The organism is Pseudomonas sp. MAG733B (assembly GCF_036884845.1).
Lineage (GTDB): Bacteria > Pseudomonadota > Gammaproteobacteria > Pseudomonadales > Pseudomonadaceae > Aquipseudomonas.
In genome coordinates this window covers 1,772,364-1,787,984 of sequence record NZ_CP145732.1, presented here as the reverse complement: position 1 = coordinate 1,787,984, position 15,621 = coordinate 1,772,364, and the positions used below count along the sequence as shown (strand labels likewise).

14 protein-coding genes are annotated in these 15,621 nt (G+C 60.4%); all 14 read right to left on the bottom strand.

Annotation, left to right across the window (positions count from 1 at the left end):
- Window positions 1–5 precede the first annotated feature (5 nt).
- The 14 genes from V6Z53_RS08025 to V6Z53_RS07960 all read right to left on the bottom strand — a co-directional run bounded on the left by V6Z53_RS08025 (window position 6) and on the right by V6Z53_RS07960 (window position 15,519).
- Window positions 6–335 carry a hypothetical protein gene (locus V6Z53_RS08025; RefSeq protein ID WP_338584999.1) on the bottom strand — a complete coding sequence of 110 codons (330 nt, stop codon included), beginning with the start codon at window positions 333–335 and terminating at the stop codon, window positions 6–8.
- Window positions 332–1,243, bottom strand: coding sequence for an alpha/beta hydrolase (locus V6Z53_RS08020; RefSeq protein WP_338584998.1), 912 nt, complete (start codon window positions 1,241–1,243; stop codon window positions 332–334). Before V6Z53_RS08020 ends, V6Z53_RS08025 begins: the two co-directional genes overlap by 4 nt.
- A 146-nt stretch (window positions 1,244–1,389) precedes the next feature.
- A complete protein-coding gene (locus V6Z53_RS08015) occupies window positions 1,390–2,667 on the bottom strand; it encodes a flavohemoglobin expression-modulating QEGLA motif protein (RefSeq protein WP_338584997.1) in 1,278 nt (425 codons plus the stop codon).
- 34 nt (window positions 2,668–2,701) lie between these two features.
- Window positions 2,702–3,256, bottom strand: coding sequence for a hypothetical protein (locus tag V6Z53_RS08010; RefSeq protein ID WP_338584996.1), 555 nt, complete (start codon window positions 3,254–3,256; stop codon window positions 2,702–2,704).
- Window positions 3,257–3,299: 43 nt separating this feature from the next.
- Window positions 3,300–4,004: a TetR family transcriptional regulator gene (locus tag V6Z53_RS08005; RefSeq protein WP_338584995.1), complete on the bottom strand. Its 705-nt coding sequence runs from the start codon at window positions 4,002–4,004 to the stop codon at window positions 3,300–3,302.
- Between the two features lie 111 nt (window positions 4,005–4,115).
- Entirely contained in the window at window positions 4,116–5,618 is a 1,503-nt protein-coding gene (gene lysS, locus V6Z53_RS08000; RefSeq protein ID WP_008051377.1) for a lysine--tRNA ligase, read from the bottom strand.
- A gap of 114 nt (window positions 5,619–5,732) precedes the next feature.
- Window positions 5,733–6,828, bottom strand: a protein-coding gene (gene prfB / locus V6Z53_RS07995; RefSeq protein WP_338584994.1) for a peptide chain release factor 2 whose coding sequence is annotated in 2 segments (ribosomal slippage) — window positions 5,733–6,755 and window positions 6,757–6,828 — 1,095 coding nt in all. Because the reading frame shifts where the segments join, the coding sequence is not laid out codon by codon here.
- Between the two features lie 245 nt (window positions 6,829–7,073).
- The gene (locus tag V6Z53_RS07990; protein ID WP_338584993.1) at window positions 7,074–8,075 is read right to left on the bottom strand and encodes a PleD family two-component system response regulator; all 1,002 of its coding nucleotides are present in this window, start codon (window positions 8,073–8,075) and stop codon (window positions 7,074–7,076) included.
- 48 nt (window positions 8,076–8,123) lie between these two features.
- The gene (locus V6Z53_RS07985) at window positions 8,124–9,134 is read right to left on the bottom strand and encodes a chemotaxis response regulator protein-glutamate methylesterase (RefSeq protein WP_338584992.1); all 1,011 of its coding nucleotides are present in this window, start codon (window positions 9,132–9,134) and stop codon (window positions 8,124–8,126) included.
- Window positions 9,131–11,416 carry a hybrid sensor histidine kinase/response regulator gene (locus V6Z53_RS07980; protein WP_338584991.1) on the bottom strand — a complete coding sequence of 762 codons (2,286 nt, stop codon included), beginning with the start codon at window positions 11,414–11,416 and terminating at the stop codon, window positions 9,131–9,133. The genes V6Z53_RS07985 and V6Z53_RS07980 overlap by 4 nt, the downstream gene beginning before the upstream one ends.
- Entirely contained in the window at window positions 11,413–12,096 is a 684-nt protein-coding gene (locus tag V6Z53_RS07975; protein WP_338584990.1) for a chemotaxis protein CheW, read from the bottom strand. The genes V6Z53_RS07980 and V6Z53_RS07975 overlap by 4 nt, the downstream gene beginning before the upstream one ends.
- Window positions 12,093–13,364 carry a CheR family methyltransferase gene (locus V6Z53_RS07970; protein ID WP_338584989.1) on the bottom strand — a complete coding sequence of 424 codons (1,272 nt, stop codon included), beginning with the start codon at window positions 13,362–13,364 and terminating at the stop codon, window positions 12,093–12,095. The genes V6Z53_RS07975 and V6Z53_RS07970 overlap by 4 nt, the downstream gene beginning before the upstream one ends.
- On the bottom strand, window positions 13,361–13,897 hold the full coding sequence (locus V6Z53_RS07965) for a chemotaxis protein CheW (protein ID WP_338584988.1): 537 nt from the start codon (window positions 13,895–13,897) through the stop codon (window positions 13,361–13,363). The genes V6Z53_RS07970 and V6Z53_RS07965 overlap by 4 nt, the downstream gene beginning before the upstream one ends.
- Entirely contained in the window at window positions 13,897–15,519 is a 1,623-nt protein-coding gene (locus tag V6Z53_RS07960; RefSeq protein WP_338584987.1) for a methyl-accepting chemotaxis protein, read from the bottom strand. Before V6Z53_RS07960 ends, V6Z53_RS07965 begins: the two co-directional genes overlap by 1 nt.
- Window positions 15,520–15,621: the final 102 nt, after the last annotated feature.

The following is a 15,621-nucleotide window of genomic DNA, read 5'->3' as shown; positions in this document are numbered from 1 at the left end:
TTGGCTTATTGCTCCAGCTTCTGCGGCGTTTCCTGGCCCATGCAGCGCACGGCTTTTTTGCGGTCGTTGATCAACACGCCGGTCAGGCCTTTCTGTTCGGTGTCGAATAACACCAGCACGCCATCGATGCACTGCGCCACTTGCGCGGCCGGTTCCAGGGAGACTTTGTAGTCTTCGCCCGGCACGGTCTTGAGCATGGTGAATTCGTTGAGCCGCAATGCATCCTCAGGCTTGGCGAAGTGCAGGTAGCCGTACCACCACAGGGCAGCAACGGTGCCGAGGATGCTGCAGATACCGGTGATGATCAGCGGGATGGCGTTACGTTCTTCACTCATTGCGGACTCTCTGGTTCATTTTCTGAATTCTGGGGTGCCGGGTAATTGGGAATTTCACCCAGGCGGCGCAGACCATCGAAATGCTGCGGGTCTTCGAGATAGCGCAGCATGACTTTGCGCCAGACCGGGTCAGCGAATGTCTGCACATGCCCGCCCCGCGTCAGTTGCAGGACTCGCGGCGGCGGCGCAGCTTGATACAGACGGATGCCGTTGGAAAGAGGCACGATCGGATCGTCGATGCTGTGGTAGATCAATTTCGGCACGCCGTTGAGCTGCGCCATGGAGTTGATGGCGCTGTCGCCGTCCGGCACCAACCAGGACAACGGCACCTGGAACGTCCAGAATACCCATGAATTACTCAATGCAAACTGACCGACGCTGCGGTAGCTGGCGGGCACGCCATCCATGACAAATGCCTTGAGCTGCTTTTGTCGTTCGGGATGTTGCACGAGGTAGTGAACGGCCATCGACCCGCCAAGGCTCTGCCCGAGCAGGATCAGCGGCTTGCCCTTGACCTCGGGCGCCTCGTCGAGCCATTTGAATGCGGCGTCGATGTCCTGGTAGATCGCCGGCAAACTCGGTTCGCCTTCGGACAAACCGTAGCCGCGATAATCCACCAGCAACACTTGATAACCTTCTTTCGGCAACCACCAACTTCCGCCCAGATGCATCGGCAAATTGCCGCCGTTGCCGTGCAGGTGCAGCACCGTGCCTTTGACCTCGACACCTTTTTTCGCCGGCAGCCACCAGCCGTGTAGCCGGACACCATCGGCCGTGATCAGTGTCACGTCGCGGTATTCGAGCTTGGCTTTTTCCGGGGTGAACAACTGGCCGGGTTCGGGGTAGAACAGCAAGGAGCTGCAACCGCTCAGGGCCAGCAGAAGGCAGAGGGTGCCGAGGATTCTCATCCGGTGAAACCTCGCGGAATATGGGGTTGAAACACGGTTCAAATGTGGGAGCGGGCTTGCTCGCGAAAGCGGTATGTCAACCAACAGAAATGTTGAATGTTAAACCGTATTCGCGAGCAAGCCCGCTCCCACAAGGGGATTTTTATTCACAAAATATTCGAGTAATCCGCCTCAATCCGGTCCAGGCTCAAATGGTTGAGGAAGTTCGAGAAGCACATCCACGCCGACAGCGCGTTCAAGTCGCGGAACTGTTCCGGCAGGTACTTGGGCGGCACCACCAGACCTTCATCCACCAACTGACGCAATGTGCGCATGTCTTCCAGCGTGGTCTTGCCGCAAAACAGTAGCGGGATCTGCTCCAGCTTGCCTTTGCGCACGGCCAGTTGAATGTAGTTGTAAATCATGATGAAGCCCTTGAGGTAGGACAAGTCTTTGGTAAATGGCAGACCTGTCGGCACCGAACCGCGGAAAACGCGACTGGTGTTGCTGTAGCTCTCGGGCATCTCGAAGCCTTGTTCGCGGAAGAACTCGAACACCTGCAGGAAATCGGCGCCCTCCTCCACCATATGAATGGCACGGGTGCGGTTGGTCAGTTTGCGCAGGCGACTCGGGTAGGAGGCGAAGGTGATGATTTCCATCAGGATCGCCAGCCCTTCCTGGGTCACCGTCGACGAGGGCGGACCTTTGGCGAGGAAGGTGCAGATCGGTTGATTCAGACCGTTGAGGGTGGTGCCGACGTGCACCAGCCCTTCATGAACTTCCAGGGCCCGCACGTCGCGGTCGTTGAACATCGCGTCGGCGCGGATCTTGATGTAGTCGGCACCCGCTGCCGCGTCGGCCACAATCCCGTCGGACTCGAACACCCGAATGGTCTCCTCGGCCTCGCCGAACACCTTGTTCAAACGGGTTTGCAGCAAGTGGACGGCGTCCTTGGCGGTCAGGGTTTTCGGTTCGTCCTTGAGATCGCCACGGCCATCGATGTTGTTCAGGTAATCGGAGAGCATCAGGCCCAGGTCGGACAAGGTCGGGTCACCGGCGTGGAACGCATCGGACGCAGCGCCGTACAACTCCTGGGAAATCAGGCCGAAATCTTCGGTGCCGCGCGCTTCGAGCATGCGCACCACCATGCGGTATTCCTTGCACATGCGCCGCATGATCTGGCCGACCGGGTTGAACTGGCCGAGCTGGCGGGTGATGTCGCGCTCGATGTTCTGGAACTCCAGCTTCACTTTGCTGGAGTCGAACGCCAGTGGCCGGTTGAGGTAATAGTCGCGGTCCACCGCCGGCATTTCCTTGCCCTTGGCCTTGAGGAAACCCTTGCGAATGTTGTCGTCCCACTTGACCGCATCGAGCACGCGGATCGGCGTCTGCGCCAGCACAATGCGATCGGACAAAATGCGTATCGACTGCTGGTAATCGTCCACCCGAAACTCCTGTTGAAACCGTTATGCGCTGGATTTATTTGGCTTTGGCCTGGCGCTGGTAACGCACCACTTCGACGAACACGTCGGAATTGGCCGGGTCGTCGAGGTACGCGGACACCTGGTCCATGCTGCTCTCGATCAACACGCCATCGCCGTCGTCGGTTTGAAAATTTTGGCCGCCGAGGACTTTTTGTCCCAGCGCCTGTTTGATTTGTTCAAGGTCGAGGTTGTACACCACCAGCTCATGCTTGTCGGTGAGTTCAAACCCGCCGATGGTGAAGTTCCCACCGAACTGCGCCGGCACCTTCGCCGAGAAATACCAGCGACTGCCGTGGCGCGCCACGGTGAACGGATAGGCTTCGCGCTCCTTGGGTTTGGCGCGGAAGTAGCTGACCGCCTGATAGCGATTGTCGCCGACGCGGGTCAGTTCCAGGTTGACCGGCTCACCCCAGGCGTTGGTGCTGGTCCATTTGCCGATCAACCCTTTAGGCGCGGGCTCGCTGGTGGGCAGCGGTTCCTTGAAGGTCACCAGGCAACCACTGAGCAGCAGGAACGACAAGGCGATCACGACGACACGCCAGGCTTTCATTCAATACTCCCTTTGAACACATCACCGACCTACAGGGATCGCGTTATACCGACGCCAGCACCAAATGCATATAACGCGTAAGTATGCCGAGCATTTCCTCTTCGGCGACCGGCTCGGCGTCGTTGAGCAGGCCCTGATATTCCATCCGTCCGATTATAGCCGTCAACACTTTGGCATCCTGTTGCGGCTCGCGAGAACCCAATACCTGGAAAAGCTGGCAGGAGCCCCGCAGCAGAATTTGCTGATGCGAGCGCACCAACCCGGCCAGGCGCGGGTTGAGCAGCGCTTCCTGACGGAACGCCTGTTCGGCCATCAAATGTTCACGGCGGGTGATCAGTTGCCGATGAACATAGTCCGTCATCAGCCGCGCAATGTCGTCCGCCAGCTTCGAACGCGCCTGCGGGCTGCCGTCGCCACTGGCGATCATGTCGCGCAGCAGGCCTTCATTGTTCACCCACAACTTGGCCATGTAGGCCGCGCTGCGTTCGACGTATTGGGCGAAAGTATCGGTGAGCAGGTCATCGATATCCTTGAAATAGTAAGTGGTCGCCGACAACGGCACTTGCGCCTCGGCAGCCACCGCGCGGTGCCTGACGGCCCGCACGCCATCACGCACGACAATGCGCATCGCGGCATCGAGAATGTCCTGTCGGCGCTGCTCGCTGCCCTGTCGGCTGGCCTTGCGGCCCTGGTACTGAACACTTTCAGCGACCGCAGTGGCGATACCCGCTGCACCTTCTTGAGCCATTGCACCCTTCACGACAGGAATCCTCTCACTTCAAAAGTAACTATTTGATACGTTTGTACCAGACAGGCAATAAAAAGCCGCCCATTTCAGGCGGCTTTTTAGTTGAAACACTTACGCTTGCGGCCGCATGTGCGGGAACAGAATCACGTCGCGGATCGACGGTGAGTTGGTCAGCAACATCACCAGACGGTCGATGCCGATGCCTTCACCCGCCGTTGGCGGCATGCCGTACTCCAGCGCGCGAACGAAGTCGGCGTCGTAGTGCATGGCTTCGTCGTCGCCGGCGTCCTTGTCGGCCACCTGCGCCATGAAACGTTCGGCCTGGTCTTCCGCGTCGTTCAACTCGGAGTAGGCGTTGGCGATTTCACGACCACCGATGAACAGCTCGAAGCGGTCGGTGACGTTCGGGTTGTCGTCGTTTCGACGGGCCAGCGGCGACACTTCGAACGGGTACTGGGTGATGAAGTGCGGCTGCTCCAGCTTGTGCTCGACCAGCTCTTCGAAAATCATCACTTGCAGCTTGCCCAGGCCTTCGAAGCCCAGCACTTTGGCGCCGGCCTTCTTGGCGATGGCGCGAGCCTTGTCGATGTCGTTCAGATCGTCAGCGGTCAACTCAGGGTTGTACTTGAGGATCGAGTCGAACACCGACAGACGCACGAACGGCTCGCCGAAGTGGAACACCTTGTCGCCGTACGGCACGTCGGTGCTGCCCAGAACCAGCTGAGCCAGTTCGCGGAACAGTTCTTCGGTCAGGTCCATGTTGTCTTCGTAGTCGGCGTAAGCCTGGTAGAACTCCAACATGGTGAATTCAGGGTTGTGACGAGTCGAAACGCCTTCGTTACGGAAGTTGCGGTTGATCTCGAACACTTTCTCGAACCCGCCAACAACAAGGCGCTTGAGGTACAGCTCCGGCGCGATACGCAGGAACATGCCCATGTCCAATGCGTTGTGGTGGGTTTCGAACGGCTTGGCTGCCGCGCCGCCCGGGATGGTTTGCAGCATCGGCGTTTCCACTTCCAGGAAGTCACGCTTCATCAGGAAGCTGCGGATGTGGGCGATGACTTGCGAACGCACGCGGAACGTCTGGCGCACGTCTTCGTTGACGATCAGGTCAACGTAGCGCTGACGGTAGCGCTGTTCGGTGTCGGTCAGGCCGTGGTGCTTGTCCGGCAGCGGGCGCAGGGATTTGGTCAGCAGGCGCACGTTGGTCATTTCGACGTACAGGTCGCCCTTGCCGGAACGGGCCAGGGTGCCTTCGGCGGCAATGATGTCGCCCATGTCCCAGGTTTTCACCGCGGCCAGGGTTTCTTCGGACAGGGTCTTGCGGTTGACGTAGACCTGGATGCGACCGGTCATGTCCTGGATCACCATGAACGAGCCACGGTTGAGCATGATGCGACCGGCAACCTTGACCGGGATCGCAGCCTCTGCCAGCTCTTCCTTGGTCTTGTCCGCGTACTGTTTCTGCAGTTGCTCGCAGTAGTTTTCGCGGCGGAAGTCGTTCGGGAAGGCATTGCCCTTGGCGCGCTCGGCAGCAAGCTTTTCCTTGCGCAGGGCGATCAGGGAGTTTTCTTCCTGTTGCAGGGCTTGCGGGTCGAGTTCTAGGTCGCTCATGTCTTTAAATATTCCATCAGGTTCGTTGCCCCCGGGCCCTGCGGCCCGGGGATCGCCAGCATGGCTGGCTCCTACAGGGATCGAGCTGAATCAGCCGATCCTGTATTGCGTCTTTTACAGCCCGGACTTCAGGCTGGCTTCCAGGTATTCGTCGATATCGCCGTCGAGCACCTTGTCGCAGTCGCTGCGTTCGATGTTGGTCCGCAGGTCCTTGATGCGCGAGGCATCGAGTACGTAGGAACGGATCTGGTGACCCCAGCCGATATCGGACTTGGTGTCTTCCAGCGCCTGGGACGCGGCGTTGCGTTTCTGCATTTCCTGCTCGTACAACTTGGCCCGCAGCATTTTCATGGCGGTGTCCTTGTTGGCGTGCTGGGAACGTTCGTTCTGGCAGCTGACCACGGTGTTGGTCGGTACGTGGGTGATACGTACGGCCGAGTCGGTGGTGTTTACGTGCTGACCACCGGCACCGGAGGAACGATAGGTGTCGATCCGCAGGTCTGCCGGGTTGATCTCGATCTCCACCTTGTCATCGATCTCGGGGGAAACGAACACCGCCGAGAAAGAGGTGTGGCGACGGTTGCCGGAGTCGAACGGGCTCTTGCGCACCAGACGGTGCACGCCGATCTCGGTACGCAGCCAGCCAAAGGCGTATTCGCCCTTGATGTGCACGGTGGCGCCCTTGATCCCGGCGACTTCACCGGCCGACAGTTCCATGATGGTCGCGTCGAAACCGCGTTTGTCAGCCCAGCGCAGGTACATGCGCAACAGGATGTTGGCCCAGTCCTGGGCTTCGGTGCCGCCGGAACCGGCCTGGATGTCCAGGTACGCGTTGTTCGGGTCCATTTCGTGGCTGAACATGCGACGGAATTCCAGCTTGGCCAGATTTTCCTCGAGACGGGCCAGCTCAGCGACGACATCGCTCACTGCGCCTTCGTCGTTTTCTTCGACGGCCATGTCCAGCAGGTCGCGGCAATCGGCCAGACCGGTATTCAGCTCATCGAGGGTATCGACGATCTGCGCCAGCGCAGAGCGCTCGCGGCCCAGCTCCTGGGCGTATTCAGGTTTGTTCCAGACACTCGGATCTTCAAGCTCGCGATTGACTTCAGTCAGACGCTCATGCTTTTGATCGTAGTCAAAGATACCCCCGAATAGTTTCGGAGCGCTCGGACAGGTCCTTGATGGTGTTAAGGATCGGGTTGATTTCCATGGCGGGCAGCACTCGTTGGCGAACTTTTGAAAGCCGGCGAGTATAACGGCAAACAGCTTGAAACGGCAGTCCGCTTGGCTGAAAAGGCAGGTTTGCAGGCGATCTTTGCAACGATGCGAAACCTGTGGGAGCCGGGCTTGCCCGCGATGACGGTATGTCAGTCGATGAAAGTATCGCTTGTCAGGCCCTCATCGCGAGCAAGCTCGGCTCCCACAGGTTCTGCGTCGCCTGGTAGAAATTGCAGATCAGCCAATACCCACCTGATTTCGCCCATTGTTCTTCGCCAGATACAGCCCCTTGTCCGCCGCCGAGATCAGTTCGCGGCAATTGCTGCCCGTTTGCGGGGTGATGGTCGACAGGCCGATGCTGATGGTCAGGCTCGCGCCCTCCGCCGGGGAAATGTGCGGGATCTTCAAGGCTTCCACGGTCATGCGCAGTTTTTCGGCCATCAGTCGCGCACCGCCCTGGGAGGTGTTGGGCAGTACCAGGGCGAATTCTTCGCCGCCGTAACGGGCGGGCAGGTCGGAAGGCCGGGCACTGGCTTCGCGGATTGCCGCAGCGACCTTGCGCAGGGCTTCGTCGCCTTCGAGGTGACCGAAGGAGTCGTTGTAGGTCTTGAAGTAGTCCACGTCGATCATCAGTAACGACAACTGACTTTGCTCACGCAGCGCGCGGCGCCACTCAAGTTCCATGTACTCGTCGAAATGCCGGCGGTTCGACAGCCCGGTCAAGCCGTCGGAGTTCATCAGCCGTTGCAGCACCAGGTTGGTGTCGAGCAACTGTTGCTGGCTGACACGCAGCGCGCGGTACGCCGCATCTCGCTGCAATAGCGTCATGTAGGAGCGCGAGTGATAGCGAATGCGCGCAACCAGTTCGATATTGTCCGGCAGTTTGACCAGATAATCGTTGGCCCCGGCCGCGAACGCCGCGCTCTTGATCAGCGGGTCTTCCTTGGTCGACAGGACGATAATCGGAATGTCCTTGGTCGCCGGGTGATTGCGGTATTCGCGCACCAGGCTCAGGCCGTCAAGGCCGGGCATGACCAGATCCTGCAAGATCACCGTTGGCTTGATGCGCACCGCATGGGCAATGGCCTGGTGCGGGTCGGCGCAGAAATGGAAGTCGATGTTTTCTTCGTTCGACAACCCGCGTCGCACCGCCTCGCCGATCATCGCCTGATCGTCGACCAACAACACCATGGCGGCATTTTCGTCAGTCTTGAAGTCGTCGAGCTGTAATTCATTCATGTGCTTTCACCTGAATACTGCCTGGGCCAGGATTGCCGCTAAAAGTAGTCATTTTGGAAAAATCTCCAGCAATCGTGGCGCTATCTTGTCCAGCGGGCGTATTTCCACGGCGGCATCGATGGCCGCGGCCGCCTTCGGCATGCCATACACCGCACTGCTGTTTTGGTCTTGTGCGATGGTCAGGTAGCCCTGCCGACGCATGAGTTTAAGCCCCTGCGCACCATCACGCCCCATGCCGGTGAGCAATACACCGACCGCGTCGCCATTCCAGTAATTGGCCACGCTTTCGAAAAAAACATCGATCGAGGGCCGATAGATTTCGTTGACCGGTTCGGCGGTGTAAGCCAGCGTGCCGTTTTTCAACAAGCGAATATGGTGATTGGTGCCGGCCAGCAGGACGGTGCCGCTTTGCGGTGGTTCGCCTTCCTGAGCCAGGCGCACATTGAGTCCGCTGGCGCTGCCGAGCCATTCGGCCATGCCGGCGGCAAACACCTGGTCAACGTGCTGCACCAGCACGATGGCCGGGGAAAAGTTGCGAGGCAGCCCTTTGAGCAGGACTTCCAGCGCCGCCGGCCCGCCTGCGGATGAGCCGATGGCGATCAGGCTCTGGCGTGAACCGGAACTGCGCGCCGGACTCGGAGCCAATCGTTCGCGATTGCCCTTGTCGCCGATCAGCCAGCCGATGTTCATGATTTTGCGCAGCAACGGCGCCGCCGCTTCCTGGGCGTTGCCGGCGCCGAGGGCCGGGGTATCGACCACGTCGAGGGCGCCGTGGCCCATGGCTTCGAATACCCGGTGCACGTTTTGCTGGCGATCGACCGTGACAATGACGATGGCGCACGGCGTTTCGGCCATGATCCGTCGAGTGGCTTCCACACCGTCCATGACCGGCATGATCAGGTCCATCAGGATCAGGTCAGGTGTCTGCTCGGCACACTTCTGCACCGCTTCCTTGCCATTGCCCGCGACCCAGATCACCTGATGCGCCGGCTCGAAAGCCAAGGCCCGGCGCAAGGCTTCCACGGCCATGGGCATGTCGTTGACGATGGCGATTTTCATGCCCGCGCTCCTCCTATGAGCTCAACCACTGCATCGAGCAGGGCATCGTCATGAAAACTGGCTTTGGCTAGATAATAGTCGGCTCCGGCGTCCAGTCCACGACGACGGTCCTCTTCACGATCCTTGTAGGACACCACCATCACCGGCAGCGATTGCAGGCGGTTGTCCCGGCGCAACAAAGACACCAGTTCGATGCCGTCCATGCGCGGCATATCAATGTCGGTAATCAGCAGATCGAAATCCTCCGAACGCAGGGCGTTCCAGCCGTCCATGCCGTCGACCGCCACGGCCACGTCGTAGCCACGATTGAGCAGCAGCTTGCGTTGCAGTTCGCGCACGGTCAGGGAATCGTCGACCACCAGAATCCTTTTGCGCGCTGCTTCGGCCGCCTGGTTGCTGTGGCGTGCGATACGCTCCAGACGCCCGGTATTGAGCAGTTTGTCCACCGATCGCAGCATGTCTTCGACGTCGACGATCAACACCACCGAACCGTCGTCGAGCAAGGCCCCGGCGGAGATGTCCTGGACCTTGCCCAGACGCTCATCCAGCGGCAACACGACCAGCGTGCGCTCGCCGATGAAACGCTCGACCGCCACGCCATAAATCGTATCGCGCTCGCGGATGACCACAACTTTGAGGGTTTGCTGACTGCCCTGGCTCGCCGGGCGTTGCAGCAATTGACTCGCCGCCACCAGCCCAACGTGCCGGCCTTCATGCCAGAAGTGCTGCCGACCCTCGACCTGCACGATGTCCGCCGGTTCCAGATCGCACATGCGTTCGATGTGCGCCAGCGGGAAGGCATAGGCTTCGTCGCCGACTTCCACCACCAGACTGCGCACCACCGACAGGGTCAACGGCACTTCAAGATGGAAGCGGCTGCCCTCGCCCGCCGTCTGCTCCAGCACCACCGCGCCGCGCAACTGGCGGACCATGTGCTGCACCGCGTCCAGGCCGACGCCGCGTCCGGACACTTCGGTGACGGTGTCGCGCAGACTGAAACCCGGCAGGAACAGGAACGTCAGCAGTTCCTCTTCGCTCAACTGGGCGGCGGTTTCGGCCGGGGACAACTGGCGTTCGATGATGCTTCGCCGGACCTTCTCCAGATCGACGCCATTGCCGTCATCACTGAGTTCCAGCACCAGCAACCCGGCCTGATGGGAGGCGCGCAGGCGGATCAAGCCTTCCTCCGGTTTACCCGCCAACAACCGTTGCTCCGGGGTTTCGATCCCGTGATCCACGGCATTGCGCAGCAGGTGCGTCAGTGGCGCTTCGAGCTTCTCCAGCACATCGCGGTCGACCTGGGTTTTCTCGCCTTCGAACTCCAGCCGCACCTGCTTGCCGAGACTGCGACCCAAATCGCGAACCATGCGCACCTGACCGGTCAACACATCGGCGAATGGGCGCATGCGACAGGCCAGTGCCGTGTCGTACAACACCTGTGCACGCTGGCTGGCCTGCCAGGCGAACTCATCCAGCTCAGCATTTTTTTCTATCAGCAACTGCTGGGATTCGGCCAGCAGTCGACGGGCATCTTCCAGGGCTTCCTGGGCTTCAAGGCTCAGGGCATGGTCCTTGAGATGGACATTGAGGTTTTCCAACGCTCGCAGGCCGTTGTTCTGCATGCGCTTGAGGCGCTGCATCGTGGCCAGGTGCGGTTTGAGCCGCAGGGTTTCCACCAGGGATTTGCTCGACAGGTCGAGCAGGCTGTTCAGTCGCTCGGCCGTGACTCGCAGCACGCGCTCGCCGTTTTCGGTGGTGCGCTTGGTTTTTTGAGACGCGGCAGGCGCGGCTTCGATGATCGGTTCAGGGGCTTCAACCTTCGCCGCCGGTGCTTCGAGTTGGAGCTCCGCCATCACGGGCGCAGCAGAAACCATGACGGGAATCGCAGCGGCCGCCGGGTCGAGCAACCGCGCCATCAAGGCGACATAGGCCTCGATATCCACTGGCACCGGCGCGTTGTTCGGTGTGGCAATGCGCATCAGCAGATCAGTGCCTTGCAGCAATGCATCAATATGCTCGGCGCGCAGATACAGCCGCCCTTCCTGAGCACTGACCAGGCAATCCTCCATGACATGCGCCACGCTGACCCCGGCGTCGACACCGACGATCCGCGCCGCGCCTTTAAGCGAGTGCGCCGCGCGCATGCACGATTCAAGTTGATCGGCCTGGGTCGGGTCGCGCTCCAGCGCCAACAGACCTGCGCTCAGCACCTGGGTCTGGGCTTCGGCTTCCAGGCTGAACAATTCCAGCAAAGAGGCGTCGCGCATTTGCTCGGGGGTCATGTAAGGCTCCGGGTCACGGCGGACAACAGCTGTTCTTCATCCAGCCAACGCAGGCTGCGACCCTTGAATTGCAACACGCCACGGGTGTACTTGGCACTGGCCTGAGTGCCTGATTGCGACGCCGCATCGAGGATGCGTTCGTCGATGGCATGAATCCCGTCCACTTCGTCCACCGGCACCACCACTGGGCCGCCGTGGGCGGCGATGATCAGCATGCGCGGCATGACCCGCGCGCCCGATACCACGTTGCCTGCAGCATCAAGCCCCAGCAATTCCACCAGCGACAGACACGCCACCAAAGCTCCGCGCACATTCGCCACGCCGAGCAAGGCCCGGGAACGCTGGTGCGGCAACGAATGAATGGCTTGCAGCGGCGCCACTTCCACCAGACTGCGGGTGGCCAGGCCGAGCCATTCTTCGCCAAGGCGAAACATCAGCAGCGAGCGGGTTTTGACCTCGCTTTGCAGCGTGCCGGAAACTTGCTCGCGATCTTCCGTTTGCAACGCATAACGGTCCAGCAGGCGCGTCGCGGCAGCCGAGTACACCGCGCAATTGCGGCAATGAATATGCTCGATCAGTAGCGGACAGGACTTGTCGCCGTGGATACCGATGCGGTTCCAGCAATCGTCGATGGCTTGGGCATCTTCACGGGTGACGCTAAAGGTGTCGGAGGCGATCATCGTTTACGCTCACTGTCAGCGGCGCGCTCACTGCGGGCGGCGCGGTCCTGCAATCGTCTGGCTCCGACGGTATCGCCCTGGGATTGCAGCAAGGCCGCCAGGTGCATCAAAGCGTCGGGATGTTGCGGTTCGAGGTACAACGCCTTGCGGTAAAAACCCTGCGCCTCCAGGACACTGCCGGCGACATCACTCAGCAAACCGAGCCAGTAAAACACCTGGGCCACCGGCTCGTGGCTGCGCAGATAACTGTCGCACGCAGCGCGAGCCTCGGCACTTTTGCCTTCATTGGCCAGCGCGGCGATGTTCGCCAGCAGCGTGGCGGCATCGGCGTTGCCCGGTTTCGCAGGTTGCGCGGACCGGGCAACGCTGGCGAACGGGCGCCTGATGGCCGGCGGCGCCACGACGCTGCGCACCGGTTGCGGCACCGGCAAGGGTGCAGGAACGAATATCGGAAACGGCTCCGGTTCCGCAGCGCTTTGGCGGCTGAAGGCAAAGGACTGCGGGATGCCGATCGAGCGCATGCCCAATCGCCCCAGCAAGCTGCCCTCGGCAGGACCGATAAACAGCACGCCATCGACATGGGTCAGGCGCTTGAGCACTTCGAACACCTGTTTTTGCGTCGGCAGGTCGAAGTAGATCAACAGATTGCGGCAGAACACGAAATCATAGGGTGGTTCGTTGGCGAGCAAGGCCGGATCGAGCAGATTGCCGACTTGCAGACGCACTTGATCCAGCACCTGTGCGCTGAGGTGGTAACCATCATGCTCAGACGTGAAGTAACGGTCGCGATACGCGATGTCCTGCCCGCGAAAGGAGTTCTTGCCGTACAACGCGCGTCGGGCTTTTTCCACCGACAACGGGCTGACGTCCATGCCTTCGACCTTGAACTGGTGCGGTTTGAACCCGGCATCCAGCAGCGCCATGGCGATCGAGTACGGCTCTTCGCCGGTGGAGCACGGCAGGCTGAGGATCCGCAGGGCGCGCATGTTGTTGATCTCGGCCAACCGTTTGCTCGCCAGTTTCGCCAAGGTGGCGAAAGATTCCGGGTAACGGAAAAACCAGGTCTCGGGGACGATCACCGCTTCGATCAGCGCCTGCTGTTCGTCGCTTGAACTCTGCAAGGTGCGCCAGTATTCGTCAGCCGACTGCGCCTGGGACGCCGCGCTGCGTTGACGCACCGCACGCTCGATGATCGCCGGGCCGACAGAGGTGACGTCGAGGCCGATGCGTTCCTTGAGGAAGTCGAAAAACCGCTGATCGCTGCTCATGGCCGTTCCTCAAGCAGCGTCAGGTCCAGCGGTGGCGTCGGAAACAACAGCGCACGCACTGGCTCATCCAACAGATCGGCGACTCTCACCCATTGCAGCAGTCCGTGCGCATCTTCGCGCACAGGTCCCAGGTACGGTGCCTGGCGATTATCCAGTCCATACGGCTGAAAATCCGCTGAATTGCAACGCAACGTGTCCGTGGCCTGTTCCAGAATCAGCCCGAGCAGTTGCGCCTGTGCGCTTTCATCCGGTCGGTAATTCACCAACACCAGCCGCGTGCTGGTGCGCGCTTGCGCTGGCGTCCCAAAGGTCAACGCGCTGAGGTCGATCACCGGCACCACCGCGCCGCGATAGGCGAACACTCCGGCAACCCAGTGCGGCGCGTGGGCAATGGGTTTCAATGGCAGACGCGGCAACACTTCCACCACTTCGATGGCCTGCAAGGCATAGCGCTCGCTGCCGACGCGAAACACCAGGAACAATGCGTGCGACGCCTGCTTCACGGCAGAGCGTTTGGCCGTGAGTTCGCTCATCAGACTTTGAATCGCGAAACGCCGCTGCGCAGCCCGACGGCCACCTGGCTCAGTTCGTCGATGGCAAAACTGGCCTGGCGCAGGGATTCGACGGTCTGGCTGCTGGCATCGCCCAATTGCACTAGCGCGTGGTTGATCTGTTCGGCACCGGTGGCCTGGGCCTGCATGCCTTCGTTGACCATCAACACCCGCGGCGCCAGCGCCTGCACCTGATGGATGATTTGCGACAGTTGCTCACCCACCTGCTGCACTTCGGACATGCCGCGACGCACTTCTTCGGAGAACTTGTCCATGCCCATCACACCGGCCGACACCGCCGATTGAATCTCGCGCACCATCTGCTCGATGTCGTAGGTCGCGACAGCCGTCTGATCCGCCAGACGCCGTACTTCGGTGGCAACCACAGCGAAACCGCGGCCGTATTCACCGGCCTTCTCGGCCTCGATGGCGGCGTTGAGCGACAACAGGTTGGTCTGGTCGGCGACCTTGACGATGGTCACCACCACTTGGTTAATGTTGCCGGCCTTCTCGTTGAGGATCGCCAGTTTGGCGTTGACCAGATCAGCCGCGCCCATCACCGAGTGCATGGTTTCTTCCATGCGTGCCAGGCCTTGCTGGCCGGAACCGGCGGCCACCGAGGCCTGATCGGCAGCGGTGGACACTTCGGTCATGGTGCGCACCAGATCACGGGACGTCGCAGCGATTTCACGGGAAGTCGCGCCGATTTCAGTGGTGGTGGCGGCGGTTTCGGTGGCGGTGGCCTGCTGCTGCTTGGAGGTGGCGGCGATTTCGGTGACCGACGTGGTGACCTGCACCGAAGAGCGCTGCGCCTGGGACACCAGCGAGGTCAGCTCGGTCATCATGTCGTTGAAGCCGGTTTCCACTGCGCCGAATTCGTCCTTGCGCTCCAGATTCAAACGACTGCTGAGGTCGCCCGTGCGCATGATTTCGAGGATTCTCACGATGCGGTTCATCGGCGCCATGATGGCGCGCATCAGCAGCAAGCCACAGAGAGCGGCGGCCAGCACTGCCACCAGCAGGGAAATGCCCATGATGACTTTCGCCGTGACGACTGCATCGTCGATGGCTGCAATATCGTTGTCTGCCACCGATTTGTTGTGACGCAGGATGTCATTGATCTTCATTCGGCCCGCTGTCCAGGCCGGTGTCAGTTCACCGTTGAACAGGCTGATGGCTTCAGCGTTCTGATTGCGTTTATGCAACTCGATCACTGCGGCCAGAATTCGGTGGTAGTCCTCGTGGATTTTTTCGAATGCGGCGTACTCGACCTTGTCCTCTTCGTCCGCAATCGTCCCACGGTAGAGGTCCATCTGTTCTTTCAGCCGCGCGGCGTATGCCCTGAAATTTTCGGCGTCCTCGGCTTTGAAGCCCTGCCCTTCCTCCAGACCGAGCATGGCCTGAATGCGCAGATAGCTGTCGGACCACGCGCCACGAATCATCGAGCTGTAATACAACCCTGGCAGCGCGTCGTCACGCACACTGGCTTCGCTGCTTTCGATCTTCAACAGCCGGGAATACGAGACGACCACCATCAACAACATGATGGCGATAATTACCGCAAAGCTCGCCAAAATGCGTTGGCGCAACGTCCAGTTCTTCACAGTCAGTCCTCGGGGGCACTTCGAAATGCGGGGAGTATAGCCGAGGGCGCTGTTTCATTTATAAGACGGTTGCGCACCACTTCTCATCCCGCCGAAAAAAGC

What these genes read in the sequence shown, in the direction of transcription:
- V6Z53_RS08005 (WP_338584995.1), bottom strand. Translation starts at nt 4,004, where the DNA reads ATGGCTCAAGAAGGTGCAGCGGGTATCGCCACTGCGGTCGCTGAAAGT.
- V6Z53_RS08025 (WP_338584999.1), bottom strand. Translation starts at nt 335, where the DNA reads ATGAGTGAAGAACGTAACGCCATCCCGCTGATCATCACCGGTATCTGC.
- lysS (WP_008051377.1), bottom strand. Translation starts at nt 5,618, where the DNA reads ATGAGCGACCTAGAACTCGACCCGCAAGCCCTGCAACAGGAAGAAAAC.
- V6Z53_RS07985 (WP_338584992.1), bottom strand. Translation starts at nt 9,134, where the DNA reads ATGAAAATCGCCATCGTCAACGACATGCCCATGGCCGTGGAAGCCTTG.
- V6Z53_RS07990 (WP_338584993.1), bottom strand. Translation starts at nt 8,075, where the DNA reads ATGAATGAATTACAGCTCGACGACTTCAAGACTGACGAAAATGCCGCC.
- V6Z53_RS07970 (WP_338584989.1), bottom strand. Translation starts at nt 13,364, where the DNA reads ATGAGCAGCGATCAGCGGTTTTTCGACTTCCTCAAGGAACGCATCGGC.
- V6Z53_RS08020 (WP_338584998.1), bottom strand. Translation starts at nt 1,243, where the DNA reads ATGAGAATCCTCGGCACCCTCTGCCTTCTGCTGGCCCTGAGCGGTTGC.
- V6Z53_RS08010 (WP_338584996.1), bottom strand. Translation starts at nt 3,256, where the DNA reads ATGAAAGCCTGGCGTGTCGTCGTGATCGCCTTGTCGTTCCTGCTGCTC.
- V6Z53_RS07975 (WP_338584990.1), bottom strand. Translation starts at nt 12,096, where the DNA reads ATGATCGCCTCCGACACCTTTAGCGTCACCCGTGAAGATGCCCAAGCC.
- V6Z53_RS07980 (WP_338584991.1), bottom strand. Translation starts at nt 11,416, where the DNA reads ATGACCCCCGAGCAAATGCGCGACGCCTCTTTGCTGGAATTGTTCAGC.
- V6Z53_RS07965 (WP_338584988.1), bottom strand. Translation starts at nt 13,897, where the DNA reads ATGAGCGAACTCACGGCCAAACGCTCTGCCGTGAAGCAGGCGTCGCAC.